The organism is Clostridium chromiireducens (assembly GCF_002029255.1).
Classification (GTDB): domain Bacteria; phylum Bacillota; class Clostridia; order Clostridiales; family Clostridiaceae; genus Clostridium; species Clostridium chromiireducens.
The window spans coordinates 1-17,982 of record NZ_MZGT01000086.1 but is presented as its reverse complement, the minus strand read 5'-3'; the positions used below and the strand labels follow the sequence as shown (position 1 = coordinate 17,982).

Here is a 17,982-nt window from a genome sequence, read left to right as displayed (position 1 = left end):
TGTACGAAAGGGGGAAAATAGGTAGGTATATTTTTGTTAGCAGACAGAAATTAAGAGATATCTATCCTATTGATTGAATGAGTGAATTAGGTATTTGTGGATGGCTATCTAGAGAAGGGAAATTTTATGAGTGTGGAGAATCAAAACATAATCTTTTAGCCTCTAGATTAGAAAAAGAGTTAGATTTAAAAAGGTTTGATGAAGACAAATCTATTTATCTTCATGATACAGCATTATTAGAAACACTGGGATTTATTAAGTTTACCCAATCAAAGTACGGGAAGACAGATGAAATTCAGATTAATCAATTTATGCTATTCTTTGGGGTAAGATTTTCTTACCCACAACGAAGATGGATGGAAGCCAATATATTAAAGATGTCTCCTGGTCAAAAATCAGAATGTAGGCAAAGATTAATATTAGGATATTAACTTGTGAATGGTCTTATTATAACTTTAGTTTAAGTGCACCCTGAATGTTATGCAGAATCTAACATTCAGGGTGCTTTCTTATTGAAAAAAATATCTTAGTCTTTATGCATTAAATAGCTCAATATTATCTTTAAGGTGAAATTTCGTTAATATTTAAAATAAGTAGATATTAATATTGGCATGATTCTTGCTACTAATATTATTAAATATTTTAAATTATTGGAGGAATTAGAAATGAGTAATTTGGAAACTTTTAAGAAAATAATAAAATCTGTTTGGAGCATCAATAATGTTGATGAAATTGAAGATAGTTTTGGACCAGATGAAATTGAGGCATGGGATTCACTTAGTCATATTGAATTAATTGTAGCCCTTGAGGAAGAGTTTGAAATATCAATAGCAGTCCAAGATGTTTCAAGATTATATACTATTGGAGATATTAAAAAGACACTAGAAAAGTATGGAGTTGAAATATGAATTTTACTGATTATATTTTTGAATTTTCCTCAGAGCTTGATAAAACCGCAATTATCCATAAAGGCAATATTAGCTATAAAGAAATATATTTAAAAATATTAATGATATCTAATGGGATAAAAAGAACTAAAGCTGGATATGAAGATAAAATTCTCTTAATATCAGAGAATTCGCCTTTCTTCATAGAAAGTTATTTTGGAATAATAAAAAGTGGGTGCACTTGTGTACCCATAAATCCGACATTAAGTAATCAGGACATTGAATATATTATTAATAGCTGCAATGCTAATGCAATTTTTATAGAAAAGCGTTTTTTAGATAAGCTAGGTACAACTATAAATAAAGATATTAAAATAATTACTGAAGAATCATTAAATGATTTTCTAGAAATAGAGGAGAATATTAATGTTGATGAAGAAGCGATAGAAAGTGACTTAAAAAATCATGTAGCCGTAATATTATTTACATCTGGTTCTACTGCAAAACCAAAAGGTGTAATGCTTACTCATTATAATCTTTGTTATAATACAAATTCCATAATAGAATATTTTAAGCTAAGCAGTAAAGATAGAATAGAAGTAGTTCTACCATTTTATTATTGCTTTGGAACATCATTACTCCATACTCATTTTAGAGTTGGTGGAAGCTTAGTAATAAATAATAAATTTATGTTTCCTGAGTCAGTCTTGGATGATATAGAAAAATATCAGTGTACAGGATTTGCCGGAGTTCCAAGTAATTATCAAATCCTTCTTAGAAAGTCGAGTATTAAAAATAGAAATTTACCAAGTATAAGATATATAGCACAAGCAGGTGGAAAACTTCCTGACAGTTTTATTAAAGAACTTATACAAACTCTTAGTGGTGTGGAAATATTTATAATGTATGGACAAACTGAAGCAACTGCAAGACTTTCATATCTTCCACCTAATATTCTTGAAAAAAAATTGGGGTCCATAGGTAAGGGGATTCCTGGAACTGAACTTAAGGTTATAGATAAAGAAGGTAATAAGATAAAAGCAGGTGATATTGGTGAAGTAGTGGCGTCTGGCGGGAATATAATGAAGGGTTACTTCAATGACAAAGAAGAAACAGATAAGGTTATTAGAAACGGATATTTATATACAGGAGATTTGGCTACAGAGGATAAGGATGGATATATTTATATTGTGGCAAGAGAAAAACAAATCATAAAAAGTGGCGGAAATAGAATAAGTCCAAAAGAAATAGAAAACATAATAATTCAGATTCCAAGTGTTATTGAAGCTGCAGTAATTGGAACACCTGATGATATATTAGGAGAAGCAATAAAAGCGTTTATTGTACTAAATAATAAAGATTTAGAAGTTAATGAAAAGTTTATAATTGAGTATTGCAAAGCTAATCTGCCATCCTATAAAGTACCTAAGCATGTGGTGTTCTTAGACGCGCTTCCAAAAAATTCTTCTGGTAAAGTAATGATAGGTGATTTGAAATGATAGATAAAATTATAAATAATGAGCAGTTTAAATTGTTGCAAAAAGATAAAGAAAGTAAATTATTAGATATATTAAAGCCACAGATAGATGAAAATAGAAAAAATGAAAACTTAAACAGCATGTATAAAAAACTAGGAGTTAATGTAAATACTATAAATTCTCTAGAGGAAATCCCTTTTATTCCTGTAAATATGTTTAAGTATTTTGACCTTAGAACTTGCAGTGAAGAAAATGTGATTAGAATATTAAATTCAAGCTCTACAACTGGAAATGATCCAAGCAAGATATATATTGATAAAGAAACTTCTATAAGGCAATCTAGCGGGTTAATATCAACATTGACAAGCTTTTTAGGATCTTATAGAAGGCCAATGTTAGTAATTGATAGTAAAGAGGTTAATAAAAAAAATGAAACTCTATCTGCTAGAGGCGCTGCCATAAGAGGAGTAAGCAGTTTTGGCAAAAGTTTAACTTATGTAATGGATTTGGTAGATGGGAATCTTGTACTTAATGTAGAAAGGCTTAAAGAATTTGAAGAAAAATATAAAGATACGGATATATTGGTATATGGCTTTACCTATATTATTTGGACTAGATTTGTTAAGGTCTTAAAAGAAAAAGGCATAAAGTTAAACATGGGAAAAATAAAACTACTTCATAGTGGAGGATGGAAAAAACTTAATGATCAAAAGGTTGAAAAGGAAGAATTTAACAAATCTGTGGCAGAAGTATATGGCACTGAACCTGAAAATATAATTGATTTCTACGGAATGGTTGAACAGTTAGGCGTAGTTTTTCTTGACTGTGAATGCGGATATAAACACGTCCCCGACTTTGGAGAAATTATTATAAGAGATTTTTCAACTCTTAAAGAAGTAGAAAAAGGTCAGTGTGGATTTATAGAAGTTTTGAGCGGCCTTACTTCAAGTTACCCAGGTCAAGCCATATTAACTGAGGATATTGGTGAATTTATAGGTATAGATGACTGCAAGTGCGGAAGGAAAGGTAAATACTTCAAGTTTAAGAATAGAGTTGAAAAATCTGAAACAAGAGGCTGTGGAGACACCTTTGCAGAAAGGAGGGATAAGAAATGATAAGTTGTTATATGTTAGGAGATAAATTTTTTACAGAACCTAAGAAGTATCAAAATTTTGATGAAATTATAGAAGAACTTAATAAAAATAGAGAAGCAATTTACTCTTATCCTTCAGGGGCCATAGTTGAAATAATTAATAAATATAGTAAAATATTGTCAAGCGATAGAAAGTTCTTGAATTACGAAGGTGTGCCTTTTTTAGCATTATGGCTTAAAAAAAGCAATATTATAAAGCTTTTATGTTTAGATTTAAATAAGCAGGAGTACTTAGATGATTTTATACAAATTGAAGATAATAAATTTATGAAAGCCCAGCCAATGGGAGTTGTTTGTCATTTCATGGCTGGAAATGTGCCTACTCTTCCAATATATTATCTAATTCAGGCTCTTCTTTGCAAAAATATTAATATATGCAGAGTCCCACTTGAGAGTATACGCATAGTTTCAGAACTTTTAAAACCCTTATTAGACATTAAAGTAAATTATAATAGTATGGAGTATAATGGTATTACATTATTAAAAAGTATTTCAATAATAAATTTTTCAAGGGATAATATAGAATTAAATACTGAAATGTCAAAGGTAGCAGATGTAAGAGTAATATGTGGTGGTGAAAAAGCTGTAAATTCATTATCTACTCTTCACAAGAAAACCACTTGTAAAGATATCATATTTGGACCTAAATACTCCTTTGCTGTATTTGAAAAATCTGCTATGGAAAGTCTTAATCTATCTAAAACTTTTGATGATTTTGCAAAGGATATAATTAGCTTTGATCAAAAGGCATGCTCTTCACCTCAAGTATTATTTATAGAAAAAAGTAATGTAACTTTAAAGGAAGCAGCACTTAAGCTATCGAAATCTTTAGAAAGAGTATTAAAACGTTATCCTGAAACCGAAATTAACCAAGGAACATCTGCTAATATAATAAACAAAAGAGGAGAATATCTTTTATCTCCAGAAAAGGATATAATATGTAGTAGAGATCTGCAATATACAATACTAATTGATAAAGATATAGCTCTTGAGGAACCAATTCAGCATAGAACTATATTTTTAAAAGAGGTAGAAGATATCTTCGAAGTATGCAAGCTAGTAACTCCAAGGGTACAAACTATTGGAATAGCTTCTGAAGATAATAATAAAATTATAAATTTTGCAAACAAAGTTAGTTTAAACGGAGTCGATAGATTAGTTAGAGTAGGTTTTATGAATCTATATGATTCGCCTTGGGATGGAATGCTTTTTATTAACCAAATAGTTAAATGGACAGTGCTGAATCTAAATTGAAAATGAAAAATACTTAAGTAACTGACAAATCTTCAGATTTGTTTTATAACCAGTATTATGTTACTGGTGGATTATAAATTTTTATAAATAAGATATAGGGTGTGGAGAATGTGAAAGTAAAAGAATTGATGACAAAAAAGGTATTGGTATTAAAACCTAATAATACGTTTGAAGAGGCAGCAAAGCTTTTTATTGAAAATGGCATAGATGGAGCACCCGTTGTAGATAAAGATGGAAAGTTAATTAGCATTATAACAAAAACGGACTTAATGAAGGCTATTCTTAATAAATGGAAAATGAATGAAAGAATTGAGACGTTAGGACCTAAAAAAGTAACAACAATAAATGGTGAAATGAATTTAGAAGATGTATTAAAATATAAAGTTAGTCGTCTTCCGATTATTGATAAAAATAATAAAATTATAGGTATTATAACTCAGACTGATTTGATTAACAATTTAGTTGAAAAAATCACAAAAAAATATAGAGATCTGAAAAATACAAAGTTAAGTTTAATGGAGTTAGATTCTGTTATTGAATGCTCTTATGATGGAATTTATATAACGGATGGAGAAGGTAACACTATAAAAGTAAATAATGCATATGAAAGAATTACAGGGCTTAAAAAGGAAGCGGTTCTAGGTCGAAATATGAGAGAGTTAGAGTTGGAAGGTTTTATATCACAATCTGCTACTCTTTTGGTACTTAAAAATGGAGAAACGACTACAATTCAACAGGAATTCAATACGGGAGTAAAGGTATTAGTAAGCAGTAATCCTATTTTTGATAAAAGTGGCAAAATAATAATGGTGGTTACAAATGTAAGAGATGTGACACAGTTGTATGAGTTAAAAGAACAGCTTCAAAGAAATAAGGAAATTACGCGTAAGTATGTTTCTGAGATTGAAGAAATGAGAACTCAACTATTAAATACTTCTGAAATTGTAGCTGAGGATCATAGGACTATTGAAATTATTCAGCTTGCTAATAGAATTGCAAAAGTGGACACAACGATTCTTATGCTTGGAGAAACTGGAGCTGGAAAAGATCAAATTGCAAAACATATACACAAAGTGAGCAAACGAAGCAAAAAGCAATTTATTAAAGTCAATTGTGGAGCGATACCTACAAGTTTAATAGAATCGGAATTTTTTGGATATGAAAAAGGGGCATTTACTGGAGCTAATAAAGAAGGTAAAATAGGCTTATTTGAACTGGCTTCTGGAGGCACTATTTTCTTAGATGAGGTTGGAGAGCTTCCAATGGATATGCAGGTTAAGCTTCTAAGAGTACTTCAAGAAATGGAAGTAGTGCGAATAGGTGGAACAAAGTCAATAAAAATTGATGTTAGGGTTCTAGCTGCAACTAATAGAGATTTAGAGGAAATGATAAAGAAAAAACAATTTAGGGAGGATTTATATTATAGGTTAAATGTAGTGCCATTATATATTCCACCCCTTAGGGAAAGAAAGCAGGACATCTTTCCATTGATAAATTTTTTTCTTACTCAACTTAATAAAAAATACAATTTTAATAAGGTATTTGCTTCAGATGCTTTAAATTGTTTGTATGAATATAATTGGCCTGGAAACGTTAGGGAGCTTAAAAATATAGTTGAGAGAGTAGTAATAATGAGTGAAGATGATAAGATAAAAAGGTTAGATCTTCCTAAAAATATAATAGGATCTAATGGCATGGTTGTAACTTTAAATACATTTGAAGAAGGCATAAACTTAAAAGAAACTTTAGATTCTATAGAAGGAAAACTAATAAAGAAAGCTTATGATAAATACGGAAATGTCAGAGCAGCAGCAAAATCATTAGGTATAGATCCATCAACCTTTGTAAGGAAGAGGCAAAAATATATAAATAATATAGATGCCCAATACAAAACTTAGAGTTATGCATATAACCAACCGAAAGAGAAGGTACTCTGTTTCTCGGTTGCTAGAGAAAATAACTGTGGATTTCTATCAGTAAAAGTTGCACCAGTCCTGCTTGTTCCTTAGGCAAGCTAATGACAAGCAGGACTGGAACAACTTTTGCTGAAGAAATACCTACAGCAATTTTCTCGATGCAACACTACGAAAAAGAGTACCTTCTCTTTCTGGTATGGAAAGTATTTCAAAGCATAAATCAAATTCATAGTTAGATAGATAAATATAGGGTTCCTCAACGAGAACTTAAAGTATGATCAACCCAGAAATTGGATACATGTTTGTAACCACAAGGGTCATAATATGAAATAGGTATTTGAAAATAAGCTGGTTAGGTTCTTAATGGCTGATTATTCCATTTACTGCTTGTCACAATGAAATTGGGAGCATGCAGAAATGGTGCAACCAGCCATTTAGAACCTTTCAGCTTATTTTCATAGCCCTATGGAATAAACATGTATTCAATTTCGGTGAGTATACACATAAGTTCGATTCTCACTACGCAACCCAATATAATTAACAAGAACATATTAGAACCCGTTGCAAAATTAAAACATGATGCAAAAATGCAACAATGAAAGATATTTTACAACTATGGTGTTGTGTAAACGGTTTGTGAGGTTTCTTCAAAAATTTATGAAAGAATTAGTTGCATTTTTGCAACTGAAAGTAATATTATGGAATTAATTACAAGTATAAGCGGGAGTGTTTTGGAAATTATTATGGGAAGTATTAACTTATAGGCAAACTATTTTGTTTTGGCACGCTTATTGCTTATATAATTATTAGAAACAAAAATAAGTAAAGGAAGCGATATTATGCCATTAAAAACAAAGGAACAATATATTGAAAGTCTTAGAAAATTAAACTTAAAAGTGTACATGTTTGGAAAACCAGTTGACAACGTTGTTGATCATCCAATTATAAGACCATCATTAAATTCAGTTGCTATGACTTATGAATTAGCACAAATGCCAGAATATGAAGACTTAATGACTGCTACTTCAAACTTAACAGGTGAAAAGGTAAATAGGTTTGCGCATTTACATCAAAGCACAGATGATCTTATTAAGAAAGTAAAAATGCAAAGATTACTTGGCCAAAAAACTGCATCTTGTTTCCAAAGATGTGTTGGTATGGATGCTTTTAATGCTATATTTAGTTCAACTTTTGAATTAGATAAAGCTTGTGGAACTAATTATCATGAAAACTTTAAAAAGTTCTTATTATATGTTCAGGAAAATGATTTAACAGTTGATGGTGCAATGACTGATCCTAAAGGAGATAGAGGATTATCACCAAGTAATCAAGTTGACGGTGATTTATTCTTAAGGGTTGTTGAAAGAAGACCAGATGGTGTTGTTGTTAGAGGAGCTAAGTGTCACCAAACTGGAATGTTAAACTCTCATGAAGTAGTAGTAATGCCAACAATAGCATTAACTCCAAAGGACAAGGAGTGGGCAATATCTTTTGCAATACCTACAGATACAGAAGGAATAATTCATATATATGGAAGACAATCTTGTGATACAAGAAAGTTAGAACCAGGCGCTGATATTGATCTTGGAAATGCTGAATTTGGCGGACAAGAAACATTAACAATATTTGATAATGTATTTGTACCAAATGAAAGAATATTCTTAAATGGAGAAACTGATTTCGCTGGAATGATTGTTGAAAGATTTGCCGGATATCATAGACAAAGCTATGGTGGATGTAAAGTTGGTGTAGGAGATGTCCTAATTGGTGCCGCTGCAGTAGCCGCTGATTATAATGGAGCTCATAAAGCATCACATGTTAAAGATAAATTAATTGAAATGACTCATTTAAATGAAACTCTATACTCTTGCGGCATTGCATGTTCAGCAATGGGAACTAAAACAGAATCAGGAAATTATTATATTGATAATTTACTTGCAAATGTATGTAAACAAAATGTAACAAGATTTCCTTATGAAATATGCAGATTAGCAGAAGATATTGCAGGTGGAATAATGGTTACTATGCCTTCAGAAGCAGATTTTAAGGATGAAACAGTAGGTCCATATATAGAGAAGTATTTAAGAGGCGTTAATTCTGTTTCAACTGAAAATAGAATGCGAATATTAAGATTAATAGAAAATCTTTGTTTAGGAACTGCTGCTGTTGGGTACAGAACAGAGTCAATGCATGGGGCTGGTTCACCACAAGCTCAAAGAATTATGATAGCTAGACAAGGAAATTTAGCAGCTAAGAAGAAGATAGCTAAGAAAATTGCTAAGATTGAAGAATAATAGGAGCCGCAAATGTTGGATGAAATTAATAATGCCATAAATTCTAAAATAAGACCAATACTTGCAGAACATAATGGTGATATTGAGCTTGCAAAAGTGAATGACGGCGTAGTTTACGTAAAACTTTTAGGTGCTTGCAGCGGCTGTCCTTCCGCTAGATTCACAATGGAAGAATTAGTTTCAAGTGTTCTAAAAGAGATACCAGAAGTAAAAGATGTAAAAATGGCTGATCCAATTAGCAGCGAAATGCTAGATTTTGCTAGGCAATTACTTAGAAAATAAAGGTCAGGTGGAATTTTGGTGATAGGTATTAGATACTGTGGTGGATGTAATGCTAGCTATGACAGGAAAGATTTTGTTACAAAATTAATCAAAAATCTTGATAACATTCACAATTTTGAGATTGCAAGGGAAAATAAAGAATATGATTATTTAATTTTAGTATGTGGATGTTTTAATTGCTGTGTAAGTCATGAAAAATATATATCAAATAATAAAATATTTATCAAAAGTATTAATGATTATGCAAAATTATTAAGTAATCTAAAAGAATTTTAGTTAGGTTATCTTTAGGAGGTGTCTAAAATTAGCTGGGAGGATTTATACAAGAGTAAGGTAGTCACAGCCGATGAAGCTGTAAAAAAAATTAAGAGTGGAGACAGGGTAGTAACTGGACATGCATGTGGAGAACCAAAAGAAATAATAGATGCTATGGTTAGAAACAAAGATTTCTATGAAAATGTTGAGATTGTTCATATGGTATCAATGGGAAAAAGTGAATATTGTAAACCTGAACTGGCTTCTAATTTCCGCCATAATTCTATATTTGCTGGTGCAACAACAAGGCAGGCTATTCTTGATGGAAGAGCAGATTTTACACCATGCTTTTTTTCAGAAGTACCAAAAATGTTTAAAGAAGGTACTTTACCAGTAGATGTGGCCTTAGTTCAATTAAGTATTCCTGATGAACATGGTTATTGTAGTTTTGGAGTTTCAAATGATTATACAAAACCTGCAGCAGAATTAGCAAAAATTGTTATTGCAGAATTAAATGACAAAATGCCAAGAACATCAGGAGATTCATTTATTCATGTTTCTGAAATTGATTATATAGTTGAAACTTCAAATGAAATTATAGAACTTATGCCGCCTAAAATAGGAGAAATTGAAAAAGCTATTGGCGAAAATTGTGCAAAACTTATAGAAGATGGTTCTACACTTCAACTTGGCATTGGAGCAATTCCTGATGCAGTACTATTATTCTTAAAGGGTAAAAAAGATCTTGGAATTCATTCAGAAATGATATCAGATGGAGTTGTAGAATTAATTGAAGCAGGTGTTATAACTAATAAGGCAAAGACTTTACATTGTGGGAAATCAGTAGTTACATTTTTAATGGGTACAAAAAGACTTTATGATTATGTTAACGGAAATCCTAGTGTAGAAATGTATCCTGTTGATTATGTAAATAATCCATGTGTTATAGCAGAAAATTATAAAATGGTTTCTATAAATTCATGTATCCAAGTAGATCTCATGGGACAGGTTGCAGCAGATACAATAGGACTTAAGCAGTTCAGTGGTGTAGGTGGACAAGTTGACTTTGTAAGAGGAGCAGCAATGGCTAAAGGCGGTAAATCTATAATTGCAATGCCATCAACAGCAAGTAAAGGAAAAGTTTCAAGAATAGTTCCAATTTTAGATGAAGGTGCAACTGTTACTACATCAAGAAATGATATTCATTATATAGTAACTGAATTTGGCATAGCCCAATTAAAAGGCAAGACTTTAAAAGAAAGAGCTAGGGCATTAATAAATGTTGCGCATCCTGATTTTAGAGATACACTTATTGAAGAATGGGAAAAGAGATTCAAAGTTAAATTTTAATTATATAAAAGTATTGGAGGATATAATTTATGAAAGTATATGTTTTAGACACGGGATATTTAGAAACTGATAAAAATAATGTAGTAGGCGGAGCTACTATGGGAACATATAGTCAGCCATATGTTCAAAATAAGTGGATTAAACTACCTGTAATGGCTATTTTAATTGATCATCCAGATGGAAAAATTTTATACGATGTGGGAAGCAACCCAGAGGCTATGAATGGGTATTGGCCAAAGAACCTACAAGAAGTTTATCCATTGTATCAAACAAAAGAACAGAGATTAGAAAATCAATTGGCTTTATGCGGGACAAAGCCAGAAGAAATAAAGAAAGTAATAATTTCTCATATGCATTTAGATCATGCAGGAAATTTAGATATGTTTAAACATGCAGATGTATATGTACCAAAGGCAGATTTTATGCAAGCTCAAACTCAAGTAAGATTAAATGAAAATCCTTTGACACATGGAGGATATATCAAAGCAGACATGGATGTTTCAGTAAAGCAATACCATTTAGTTGAAGAAGATTTTGAATTTGCAAAAGGTATAGAAATAGTAAATTTACCAGGTCATACACCAGGGTTGCTTGGAATCGTAGTTCATCTAGAAAATGAAGGTACGTTAATCTTCCCTCAAGATTGTGTATATAATTCAGAAATTTATGGGCCACCAGCTAAAGCATCAGGATTACTTTATGATAGTCTCTCATTCTTTAAATCAATTGAAAAAGTAAGAGATTTAGAGAAAAAATATAATGCCAAAGTCTTTTTTGCTCATGATGAAGAATTCTTTAAAACAATAAAACATGCACCTGAATGTTATGAATAAATAGTAGTAAGTAACTATTAAGAGAAGTAGGATATCAAAATTTCTACTTCTTTTTTGCTTTAAAATAGCTAGTACAAACTACAAAGACTCATGATATTTTAAATATAATCAATAAAAATACTGTATAACATAAGAGTTAAATGCTAAAATATAGGTAATAAATATATGGAGGAAACAAATGAGTAATATAACAAATTATGAAAATGAAACGTTTGGAAAAATAAGAAAGGCTGAAATAAGAGATTTAGAGACTGTAGTAAAATTTAACTATAATTTAGCCAAAGAAACCGAAGATAAAGAATTAGATTTAGAAATTCTTAGCAAAGGTGTCAAATCAATACTAACTGATTCTTCAAAGGGACAGTATTACGTATATGAAGTAGATAATAAAGTAGTTGGGCAGATTATGTATACTTATGAATGGAGTGACTGGAGAAATGGTACATTTCTTTGGGTGCAAAGCGTATATGTAGATGCTGATTATAGAAAAAAAGGTATATATAAAAAATTATATCATAATATTAAAAATATCTGTGATAATGATGAAAATATAGCTGGTATAAGGTTGTATGTAGAAAAGGAAAATGTAAATGCTAAATCTACATATAAATCATTAGGTATGTGTGAATGTAATTATCATATGTATGAGTATGAAAAATAAGTAAAGACTATAGTATTGAATGGTAAATTGTCTATTACATAATATAAGAAAGTATTCAATGCTTTAAGAAAACTTTGAATTTAAAACAAATAAATATTTTATATAAAGATAGGAGGATAATTATGATAAATAATATAAGTAAAATAACTATCTATGTTGAAAATCAAGAAGCAGCAAAAGAATTTTGGGTTAACAAATTAAAGTTCGTTATTAAATTTGAACAACAAATTGGACCAAATATGAAATGGATTGAAGTTGCTCCAAGTATGGATTCACAAACGACTTTTATAATATATGATAAGAATTTAATGAAGGTTCAAAATCCAAACATGAATGTTGAGCATCCATCTATAATTTTAAGTACAGATGATATAGATAAAGCTTATTCGGAAATGAAAAATAATTCTGTAGAAGTAGGAGAATTAATGACTATGCCTTATGGTAGAATGTTCTCTTTTAAGGATTTAGATAAAAATGATTATATGCTTCGTGAAGATAAATAATCAAATTAATTATAAATTCCAAAATAGAAAGGAAGTGAACATTTAAAGAGCGGATGTATTATTGCAATCTCTCTTTGAATAACTATTATGGGAAACAAAAAAGTAGTAAGAGATGGACATATTCATTCTCCATATTGTCCTCATGGAACTAAGGACACATTTGAAATGTATGTTGAAAAAGCACTTAATGAGGGCTTAGAAGAAATAACATTTACTGAACATATGCCATTTCCGTGTTATTTTATAGATGATAAAGAATTTCAAGATGAATGTGCTCCAAGCAAAGATGTTATGGATGAATACTTTAAAGATGTTGAAAAAATAAAATTAAAATACAAAGATAAAATTAAGATTAATTCAGGATTAGAAGTTGATTTCATAGAAGGATATGAAGAAGAAACAAAGAAACTCCTAAATATTTATGGTCCAAAGCTTGAAGATGGATTGCTTTCAGTACATTTTATAAAGATAGAAGATCAATATATAGCTATTGACTGGAAACAAGGATTTGAAGAAGCTTTGGAGAAACTAGGAACACTTGAGTGTGTCTATGATAAGTATTATGAAACATTACTCAAGGCGATTAAAGCTGATTTAGGAGACTATAAACCACGTCGAATTGGACATCCAAATTTAATTAGAATTTTTAATCAATTATATCCATTTGAGTATAAAAACACAAAACTTTTAGAGGAAGTAGTTAGGGAGATTAAAAATAGAAACTATGAACTAGATGTTAATACAGCTGGCCTTAGAAAGCCATATTGTGGTGAAATCTATGTATCCGGAATATTCAAGGAATTAGTAAATAAATATGGTGTTAATCAAGTTTATGGATCTGACTCGCATACAGCAAGTGATATTGGGAGAGATTTTGATAATGAATAACTTTATCAAAACTGAAATGCATTAATATTTTTATATCTTAATAAAGGGGAGAATTATGGGAATAAAGGGTATGGAATTTATTAAAGAAATAACTTCGTATATTTTCATTGAGGACAAACCTGAAAAAGCTGATATTATTTTTGTTCCAGGTGGCTCCTGGCCAGAGCCAGCAGAAAATGCAGCAAAAATTTGGCTTGATGGATATGCTCCTTATATCCTACCTTCAGGAAAGCATAGCATGAGTAAGGGATACTTCCCAGGGACCATGACTAAAAAAGATAAATACAGGGGAAACTATAATACAGAATGGGAATTTATGAAAGATGTTGTTATATCCTATGGAGTAAATGAAACTGCAATACTTAAAGAAGATGATGCGGTTTGGACAAGAGAAAATGCATTTAAATCTCGTGAAGTTACTGATAAACACAATTTAGTGATTAAAAAAGCTATAATTTGTTGCAAGTCCTTTCACGCAAAACGCTGCCTAATGTTTTACAGCTTTGCATATCCTGAAGCAGAATTCATCGTATGTCCTGTTGATATAGAAGATATCAATAAGGATAACTGGTTTAAAACAGAAAGTGGAATTGAACATGTTATGGGAGAATTATCTCGTTGTGGAGGCCAGCTTAAGAAAGCTATTCCAATATGGCTTGAAAATTGTTAAACTACTCTATAAAAGTCTTTAAATAATAGGGTTATATAAACCTTTCATTAGTATAATAAGTATGTTGACAATAACATGGAAAGTGTATTATTATATAGAATAAAATATCTAAATTGTAAAAAGGAGCAAGATAAAATGGCATATTATTTCAATGAACCTTCCCATACTTTCGGAGAGTATTTACTAGTACCAGGTTATTCTTCAACAGACTGCATTCCTCAGAATGTAAGTTTGAAAACACCTCTTGTTAAATTTAAGAAAGGTGAAGAATCATCTTTAAGTCTGAATATTCCATTGGTTTCAGCTATTATGCAATCTGTCTCAGACGATAATATGGCAGTTGCTTTAGCAAAAGAAGGCGGAGTTTCATTTATCTACGGATCACAATCGATTGAAAATGAAGCGGCCATGGTTGCAAAAGTTAAAAATTATAAATCAGGCTTTGTTACTAGTGATTCTAATGTTAAGCCAGATTCTACGCTAGCTGAAATAGTAGATTTGAAGGAAAAGACAGGTCACTCTTCAGTGGCGGTTACTGAAGATGGGACACCTAATGGAAAACTTCTTGGTATCGTAACAAGCAGGGATTATAGAATTACTAGAATGGATATGAGTACTAAGGTATCAGAGTTTATGACACCTTTTAATGAATTGATATATGCTGATGCTAATATTACTTTAAAAGAAGCTAATAATATTATTTGGGATAATAAATTAAATATGCTACCATTAGTTGATAGAGATCAAAAGCTAAAATACATGGTATTCCGTAAAGATTATTCGGCCAACAAAGAAAATTCAAGCGAACTTATTGACTCTCAAAAAAGATATGTAGTAGGTGCTGGAATTAATACTAGAGATTATGCTGAGAGAGTACCAGCATTAATAAATGCTGGAGCAGATGTTTTATGCATTGATTCATCAGAAGGTTTTTCGGAATGGCAAAAGATTACAATCCAATATATACATAAAAATTTTGGTGAACATATTAAAGTAGGTGCTGGAAATGTAGTTGATAGAGATGGTTTCTTATTTTTAGCAGAAGCAGGAGCTGATTTTGTTAAAGTGGGAATCGGTGGAGGCTCTATTTGTATAACTCGTGAGCAAAAAGGAATAGGCCGAGGACAAGCAACATCACTAATTGATGTAGTTAAAGCTAGAGATGAATATTTTGAAAAAACAGGTGTTTATATACCAGTATGTTCAGATGGTGGTATAGTTCATGATTATCATATTACTTTAGCTCTGGCAATGGGAGCAGATTTTGTAATGCTTGGCAGATATTTTTCTAGATTTGATGAAAGTCCAACTAATAAAGTTAATATAAATGGAAGCTATATGAAAGAATATTGGGGTGAAGGTTCTAATAGGGCAAGAAATTGGCAAAGATATGACCTTGGTGGCGATAAGAAGTTATCTTTTGAAGAAGGTGTTGATTCATATGTTCCATACGCAGGAAGCTTAAAAGATAATGTTACAATATCGTTAAATAAAGTTAAATCAACAATGTGTAACTGCGGAGCACTTACTATCCCTGAATTGCAAAAGAATGCAAAAATGACTTTAGTATCTTCAACTAGTATTGTCGAAGGAAGTTCTCATGATGTTATGTTAAAAGATAATACTTATAATACTCAACAATAGAGATATAAGTTAAATAATTAAATCAATAAAAGTTATCTTACGAGATTTTTATCTCTAAGATAACTTTCTATATTATAAGGAAAAATTACTAGTTAATGTTACATTCCGCGGTTTATGGTGATATATGTCTTTTTTGTATTGATAAATGGTGTTATAATAATATTAATACATAAAGGAATTATTATGGGTATTCAACAGTATTTATATAATTTAGCTGATAAAAAATATATTTAACTTTTATCAAACTTATTCCTTGCAATCAGGAGGAAAAATGAAGAAAAAATCAGAAGTAACATTAAAGCAAATAATTCAAGTTATACATAGAGCAATTAATTCAGTAGATAATAGGTTATTAAATCATGGGGAAAGAGTTGCATACATAATGTTAAATTTACTAAGAGCACAGGGGCGTCATAGTGAAAAAGAAATCCTTGAACTTTGTGCAATATCTATTTTTCACGATATTGGTGCCTACAAAGTGGCTGAGAGGGACAAGCTAGTGACAATTGATACAGTAGCTCCATTTGATCATGCAATTTATGGATCTTTATTTATAAAATATTTCTCTCCACTTTCAAAGTTATATAAGGTAGTATTAACGCACCATTTTTCATCTATGTATTATACGGAAAATAAGATAGATATAATATCTGAAGAAGGGTTATTATTGAATTTTGCAGATAATATAGATAGAATATATTCGTTTAAGAAGGCCTCAACAATTGATTATATGATGAGTAATAAAAAAGAATATTTAATAGAGTATATTGAACTATTAATTGATGCCGATGCGAAGAATAACCTTATTGATAAGTTAATAGATGGATCATATGTGGAAGAATTATATGATTTTTGGGGAACTAAAACAGTTACAAGAGAAGAAATAATTTCATATAGCAAAATGTTGGCATACTCAATTGATTTCAGAAGCGAGGCAACTGTCAAACATACAATATTAGTTGAAGCTGTAAGTTATCAAATAGCAAAATTGTACGGTTTAGATGAAGATACTTTAGAAGAAATAAAGGTTGCAGCAGCACTACATGATATAGGAAAGATAGCTATACCAATAGAAATATTAGAGAAGCCAGGAAAGTTAACAGATGAAGAATTCGAAATTATGAAAAGTCATGCAATAATTGGATACAATATTTTAAGTGATTTAAAAGTAGATGACATAAGAGATATTGGTACTCTTCACCATGAAAAACTTGATGGTTCTGGATATCCATTTGGGCTTAAGAACAGTGATATAACGCCGGAAATGAGAATTGTAGCAATTGGAGATATAGTAAGTGCTTTATTAGGCGTTAGAAGTTATAAAGAAGAGTTTAATAAAGAAAAAGTAATAAAAATTTTAAAAAACATGACTCAGTATAATAAAATTGATAAGAATATCGCAAACCTATTTATAGAAAATTACGATTTTATTATTAAAGAAGCAACAAAAGAGTCAAGCGATTTAATGGCTAAATATTTAAATATAACAGATGAATATAATAACTTATTAAAGGGTTTTTCTTAGAAGAAGGTCACATAATATTCGCAAAAGAATATGTATGTGGCCTTTTTTAATAATCTATTAAAGTGATTTAATAGATTATTAAAATTTTCTTTAGAAATTCTTTCGTTTTAAATATAGTTTATCTTAATTTTTGAGTTATATATTATTAATTGTAGTTATAAGAAGTTGGTGTAATTTAAGAAAGGTTGAGGTGAAATATGAAAGAGATAAAAAACGAAATAAAAATTAGGGTGAGATAAGATGTTAAAATATTTTATTTATATTGCTTTGAAAATTAAATCCTTATTAGTACTATTATGCACTCAATATCTTACATTTTAAAAATACCAATACTTTTAAAAGGAAAAACTCAAATTTTAATGAATTTATAACATAGTTCACATAATAAT

At 30.3% G+C, this 17,982-nt stretch carries 17 protein-coding genes; all 17 read left to right on the top strand.

The features are described from left to right. The first annotated feature begins 77 nt into the window (after positions 1 to 77). A complete protein-coding gene (locus CLCHR_RS21105; protein ID WP_079441897.1) occupies positions 78 to 431 on the top strand; it encodes a hypothetical protein in 354 nt (117 codons plus the stop codon). 234 nt (positions 432 to 665) lie between these two features. After that, positions 666 to 908, top strand: a complete 243-nt coding sequence (locus CLCHR_RS21100; RefSeq protein ID WP_079441896.1) for an acyl carrier protein — start codon at positions 666 to 668, stop codon at positions 906 to 908. After that, the gene (locus CLCHR_RS21095; RefSeq protein WP_079441895.1) at positions 905 to 2,386 is read left to right on the top strand and encodes an AMP-binding protein; all 1,482 of its coding nucleotides are present in this window, start codon (positions 905 to 907) and stop codon (positions 2,384 to 2,386) included. The genes CLCHR_RS21100 and CLCHR_RS21095 overlap by 4 nt, the downstream gene beginning before the upstream one ends. Continuing rightward, entirely contained in the window at positions 2,383 to 3,480 is a 1,098-nt protein-coding gene (locus tag CLCHR_RS21090) for a LuxE/PaaK family acyltransferase (protein ID WP_079441894.1), read from the top strand. The genes CLCHR_RS21095 and CLCHR_RS21090 overlap by 4 nt, the downstream gene beginning before the upstream one ends. Next, a complete protein-coding gene (locus CLCHR_RS21085; RefSeq protein ID WP_079441893.1) occupies positions 3,477 to 4,772 on the top strand; it encodes an acyl-CoA reductase in 1,296 nt (431 codons plus the stop codon). Before CLCHR_RS21090 ends, CLCHR_RS21085 begins: the two co-directional genes overlap by 4 nt. 110 nt (positions 4,773 to 4,882) lie before the next feature. Next, positions 4,883 to 6,670: a sigma 54-interacting transcriptional regulator gene (locus CLCHR_RS21080; protein ID WP_079441892.1), complete on the top strand. Its 1,788-nt coding sequence runs from the start codon at positions 4,883 to 4,885 to the stop codon at positions 6,668 to 6,670. Positions 6,671 to 7,527: 857 nt separating this feature from the next. Next, the gene (locus CLCHR_RS21075) at positions 7,528 to 8,982 is read left to right on the top strand and encodes a 4-hydroxyphenylacetate 3-hydroxylase family protein (protein ID WP_079441891.1); all 1,455 of its coding nucleotides are present in this window, start codon (positions 7,528 to 7,530) and stop codon (positions 8,980 to 8,982) included. Positions 8,983 to 8,994: 12 nt separating this feature from the next. Continuing rightward, positions 8,995 to 9,264 (top strand): NifU family protein, encoded by a 270-nt coding sequence (locus CLCHR_RS21070; protein ID WP_079441890.1) that lies wholly within the window; start codon positions 8,995 to 8,997, stop codon positions 9,262 to 9,264. Between the two features lie 18 nt (positions 9,265 to 9,282). Next, positions 9,283 to 9,540 (top strand): hypothetical protein, encoded by a 258-nt coding sequence (locus CLCHR_RS21065; RefSeq protein ID WP_242966172.1) that lies wholly within the window; start codon positions 9,283 to 9,285, stop codon positions 9,538 to 9,540. A 27-nt stretch (positions 9,541 to 9,567) separates the two neighbouring features. Beyond that, a complete protein-coding gene (locus tag CLCHR_RS21060) occupies positions 9,568 to 10,869 on the top strand; it encodes an acetyl-CoA hydrolase/transferase family protein (RefSeq protein ID WP_169896863.1) in 1,302 nt (433 codons plus the stop codon). Between the two features lie 29 nt (positions 10,870 to 10,898). Next, a complete protein-coding gene (locus CLCHR_RS21055) occupies positions 10,899 to 11,702 on the top strand; it encodes an N-acyl homoserine lactonase family protein (RefSeq protein ID WP_079441887.1) in 804 nt (267 codons plus the stop codon). A 178-nt stretch (positions 11,703 to 11,880) separates the two neighbouring features. After that, positions 11,881 to 12,363, top strand: a complete 483-nt coding sequence (locus tag CLCHR_RS21050) for a GNAT family N-acetyltransferase (RefSeq protein WP_079441886.1) — start codon at positions 11,881 to 11,883, stop codon at positions 12,361 to 12,363. 122 nt (positions 12,364 to 12,485) lie between these two features. Then, positions 12,486 to 12,866 (top strand): VOC family protein, encoded by a 381-nt coding sequence (locus CLCHR_RS21045; protein ID WP_079441885.1) that lies wholly within the window; start codon positions 12,486 to 12,488, stop codon positions 12,864 to 12,866. Positions 12,867 to 12,953: 87 nt separating this feature from the next. After that, positions 12,954 to 13,754, top strand: a complete 801-nt coding sequence (hisJ, locus tag CLCHR_RS21040; protein ID WP_079441884.1) for a histidinol-phosphatase HisJ — start codon at positions 12,954 to 12,956, stop codon at positions 13,752 to 13,754. Between the two features lie 55 nt (positions 13,755 to 13,809). Then, positions 13,810 to 14,424, top strand: coding sequence for a YdcF family protein (locus CLCHR_RS21035; RefSeq protein WP_079441883.1), 615 nt, complete (start codon positions 13,810 to 13,812; stop codon positions 14,422 to 14,424). 135 nt (positions 14,425 to 14,559) lie between these two features. Then, positions 14,560 to 16,068: an IMP dehydrogenase gene (locus tag CLCHR_RS21030; protein ID WP_079441882.1), complete on the top strand. Its 1,509-nt coding sequence runs from the start codon at positions 14,560 to 14,562 to the stop codon at positions 16,066 to 16,068. A 271-nt stretch (positions 16,069 to 16,339) separates the two neighbouring features. Then, positions 16,340 to 17,593 (top strand): HD-GYP domain-containing protein, encoded by a 1,254-nt coding sequence (locus CLCHR_RS21025; protein WP_079441881.1) that lies wholly within the window; start codon positions 16,340 to 16,342, stop codon positions 17,591 to 17,593. Positions 17,594 to 17,982 lie beyond the last annotated feature (389 nt).

Coding starts and splice junctions, on each gene's coding strand:
- CLCHR_RS21075 (WP_079441891.1), top strand. CDS start 7,528: ATGCCATTAAAAACAAAGGAACAATATATTGAAAGTCTTAGAAAATTA.
- CLCHR_RS21095 (WP_079441895.1), top strand. CDS start 905: ATGAATTTTACTGATTATATTTTTGAATTTTCCTCAGAGCTTGATAAA.
- CLCHR_RS21050 (WP_079441886.1), top strand. CDS start 11,881: ATGAGTAATATAACAAATTATGAAAATGAAACGTTTGGAAAAATAAGA.
- CLCHR_RS21030 (WP_079441882.1), top strand. CDS start 14,560: ATGGCATATTATTTCAATGAACCTTCCCATACTTTCGGAGAGTATTTA.
- CLCHR_RS21055 (WP_079441887.1), top strand. CDS start 10,899: ATGAAAGTATATGTTTTAGACACGGGATATTTAGAAACTGATAAAAAT.
- CLCHR_RS21100 (WP_079441896.1), top strand. CDS start 666: ATGAGTAATTTGGAAACTTTTAAGAAAATAATAAAATCTGTTTGGAGC.
- CLCHR_RS21090 (WP_079441894.1), top strand. CDS start 2,383: ATGATAGATAAAATTATAAATAATGAGCAGTTTAAATTGTTGCAAAAA.
- CLCHR_RS21025 (WP_079441881.1), top strand. CDS start 16,340: ATGAAGAAAAAATCAGAAGTAACATTAAAGCAAATAATTCAAGTTATA.
- hisJ (WP_079441884.1), top strand. CDS start 12,954: ATGGGAAACAAAAAAGTAGTAAGAGATGGACATATTCATTCTCCATAT.
- CLCHR_RS21035 (WP_079441883.1), top strand. CDS start 13,810: ATGGGAATAAAGGGTATGGAATTTATTAAAGAAATAACTTCGTATATT.
- CLCHR_RS21105 (WP_079441897.1), top strand. CDS start 78: ATGAGTGAATTAGGTATTTGTGGATGGCTATCTAGAGAAGGGAAATTT.
- CLCHR_RS21070 (WP_079441890.1), top strand. CDS start 8,995: ATGTTGGATGAAATTAATAATGCCATAAATTCTAAAATAAGACCAATA.
- CLCHR_RS21045 (WP_079441885.1), top strand. CDS start 12,486: ATGATAAATAATATAAGTAAAATAACTATCTATGTTGAAAATCAAGAA.
- CLCHR_RS21085 (WP_079441893.1), top strand. CDS start 3,477: ATGATAAGTTGTTATATGTTAGGAGATAAATTTTTTACAGAACCTAAG.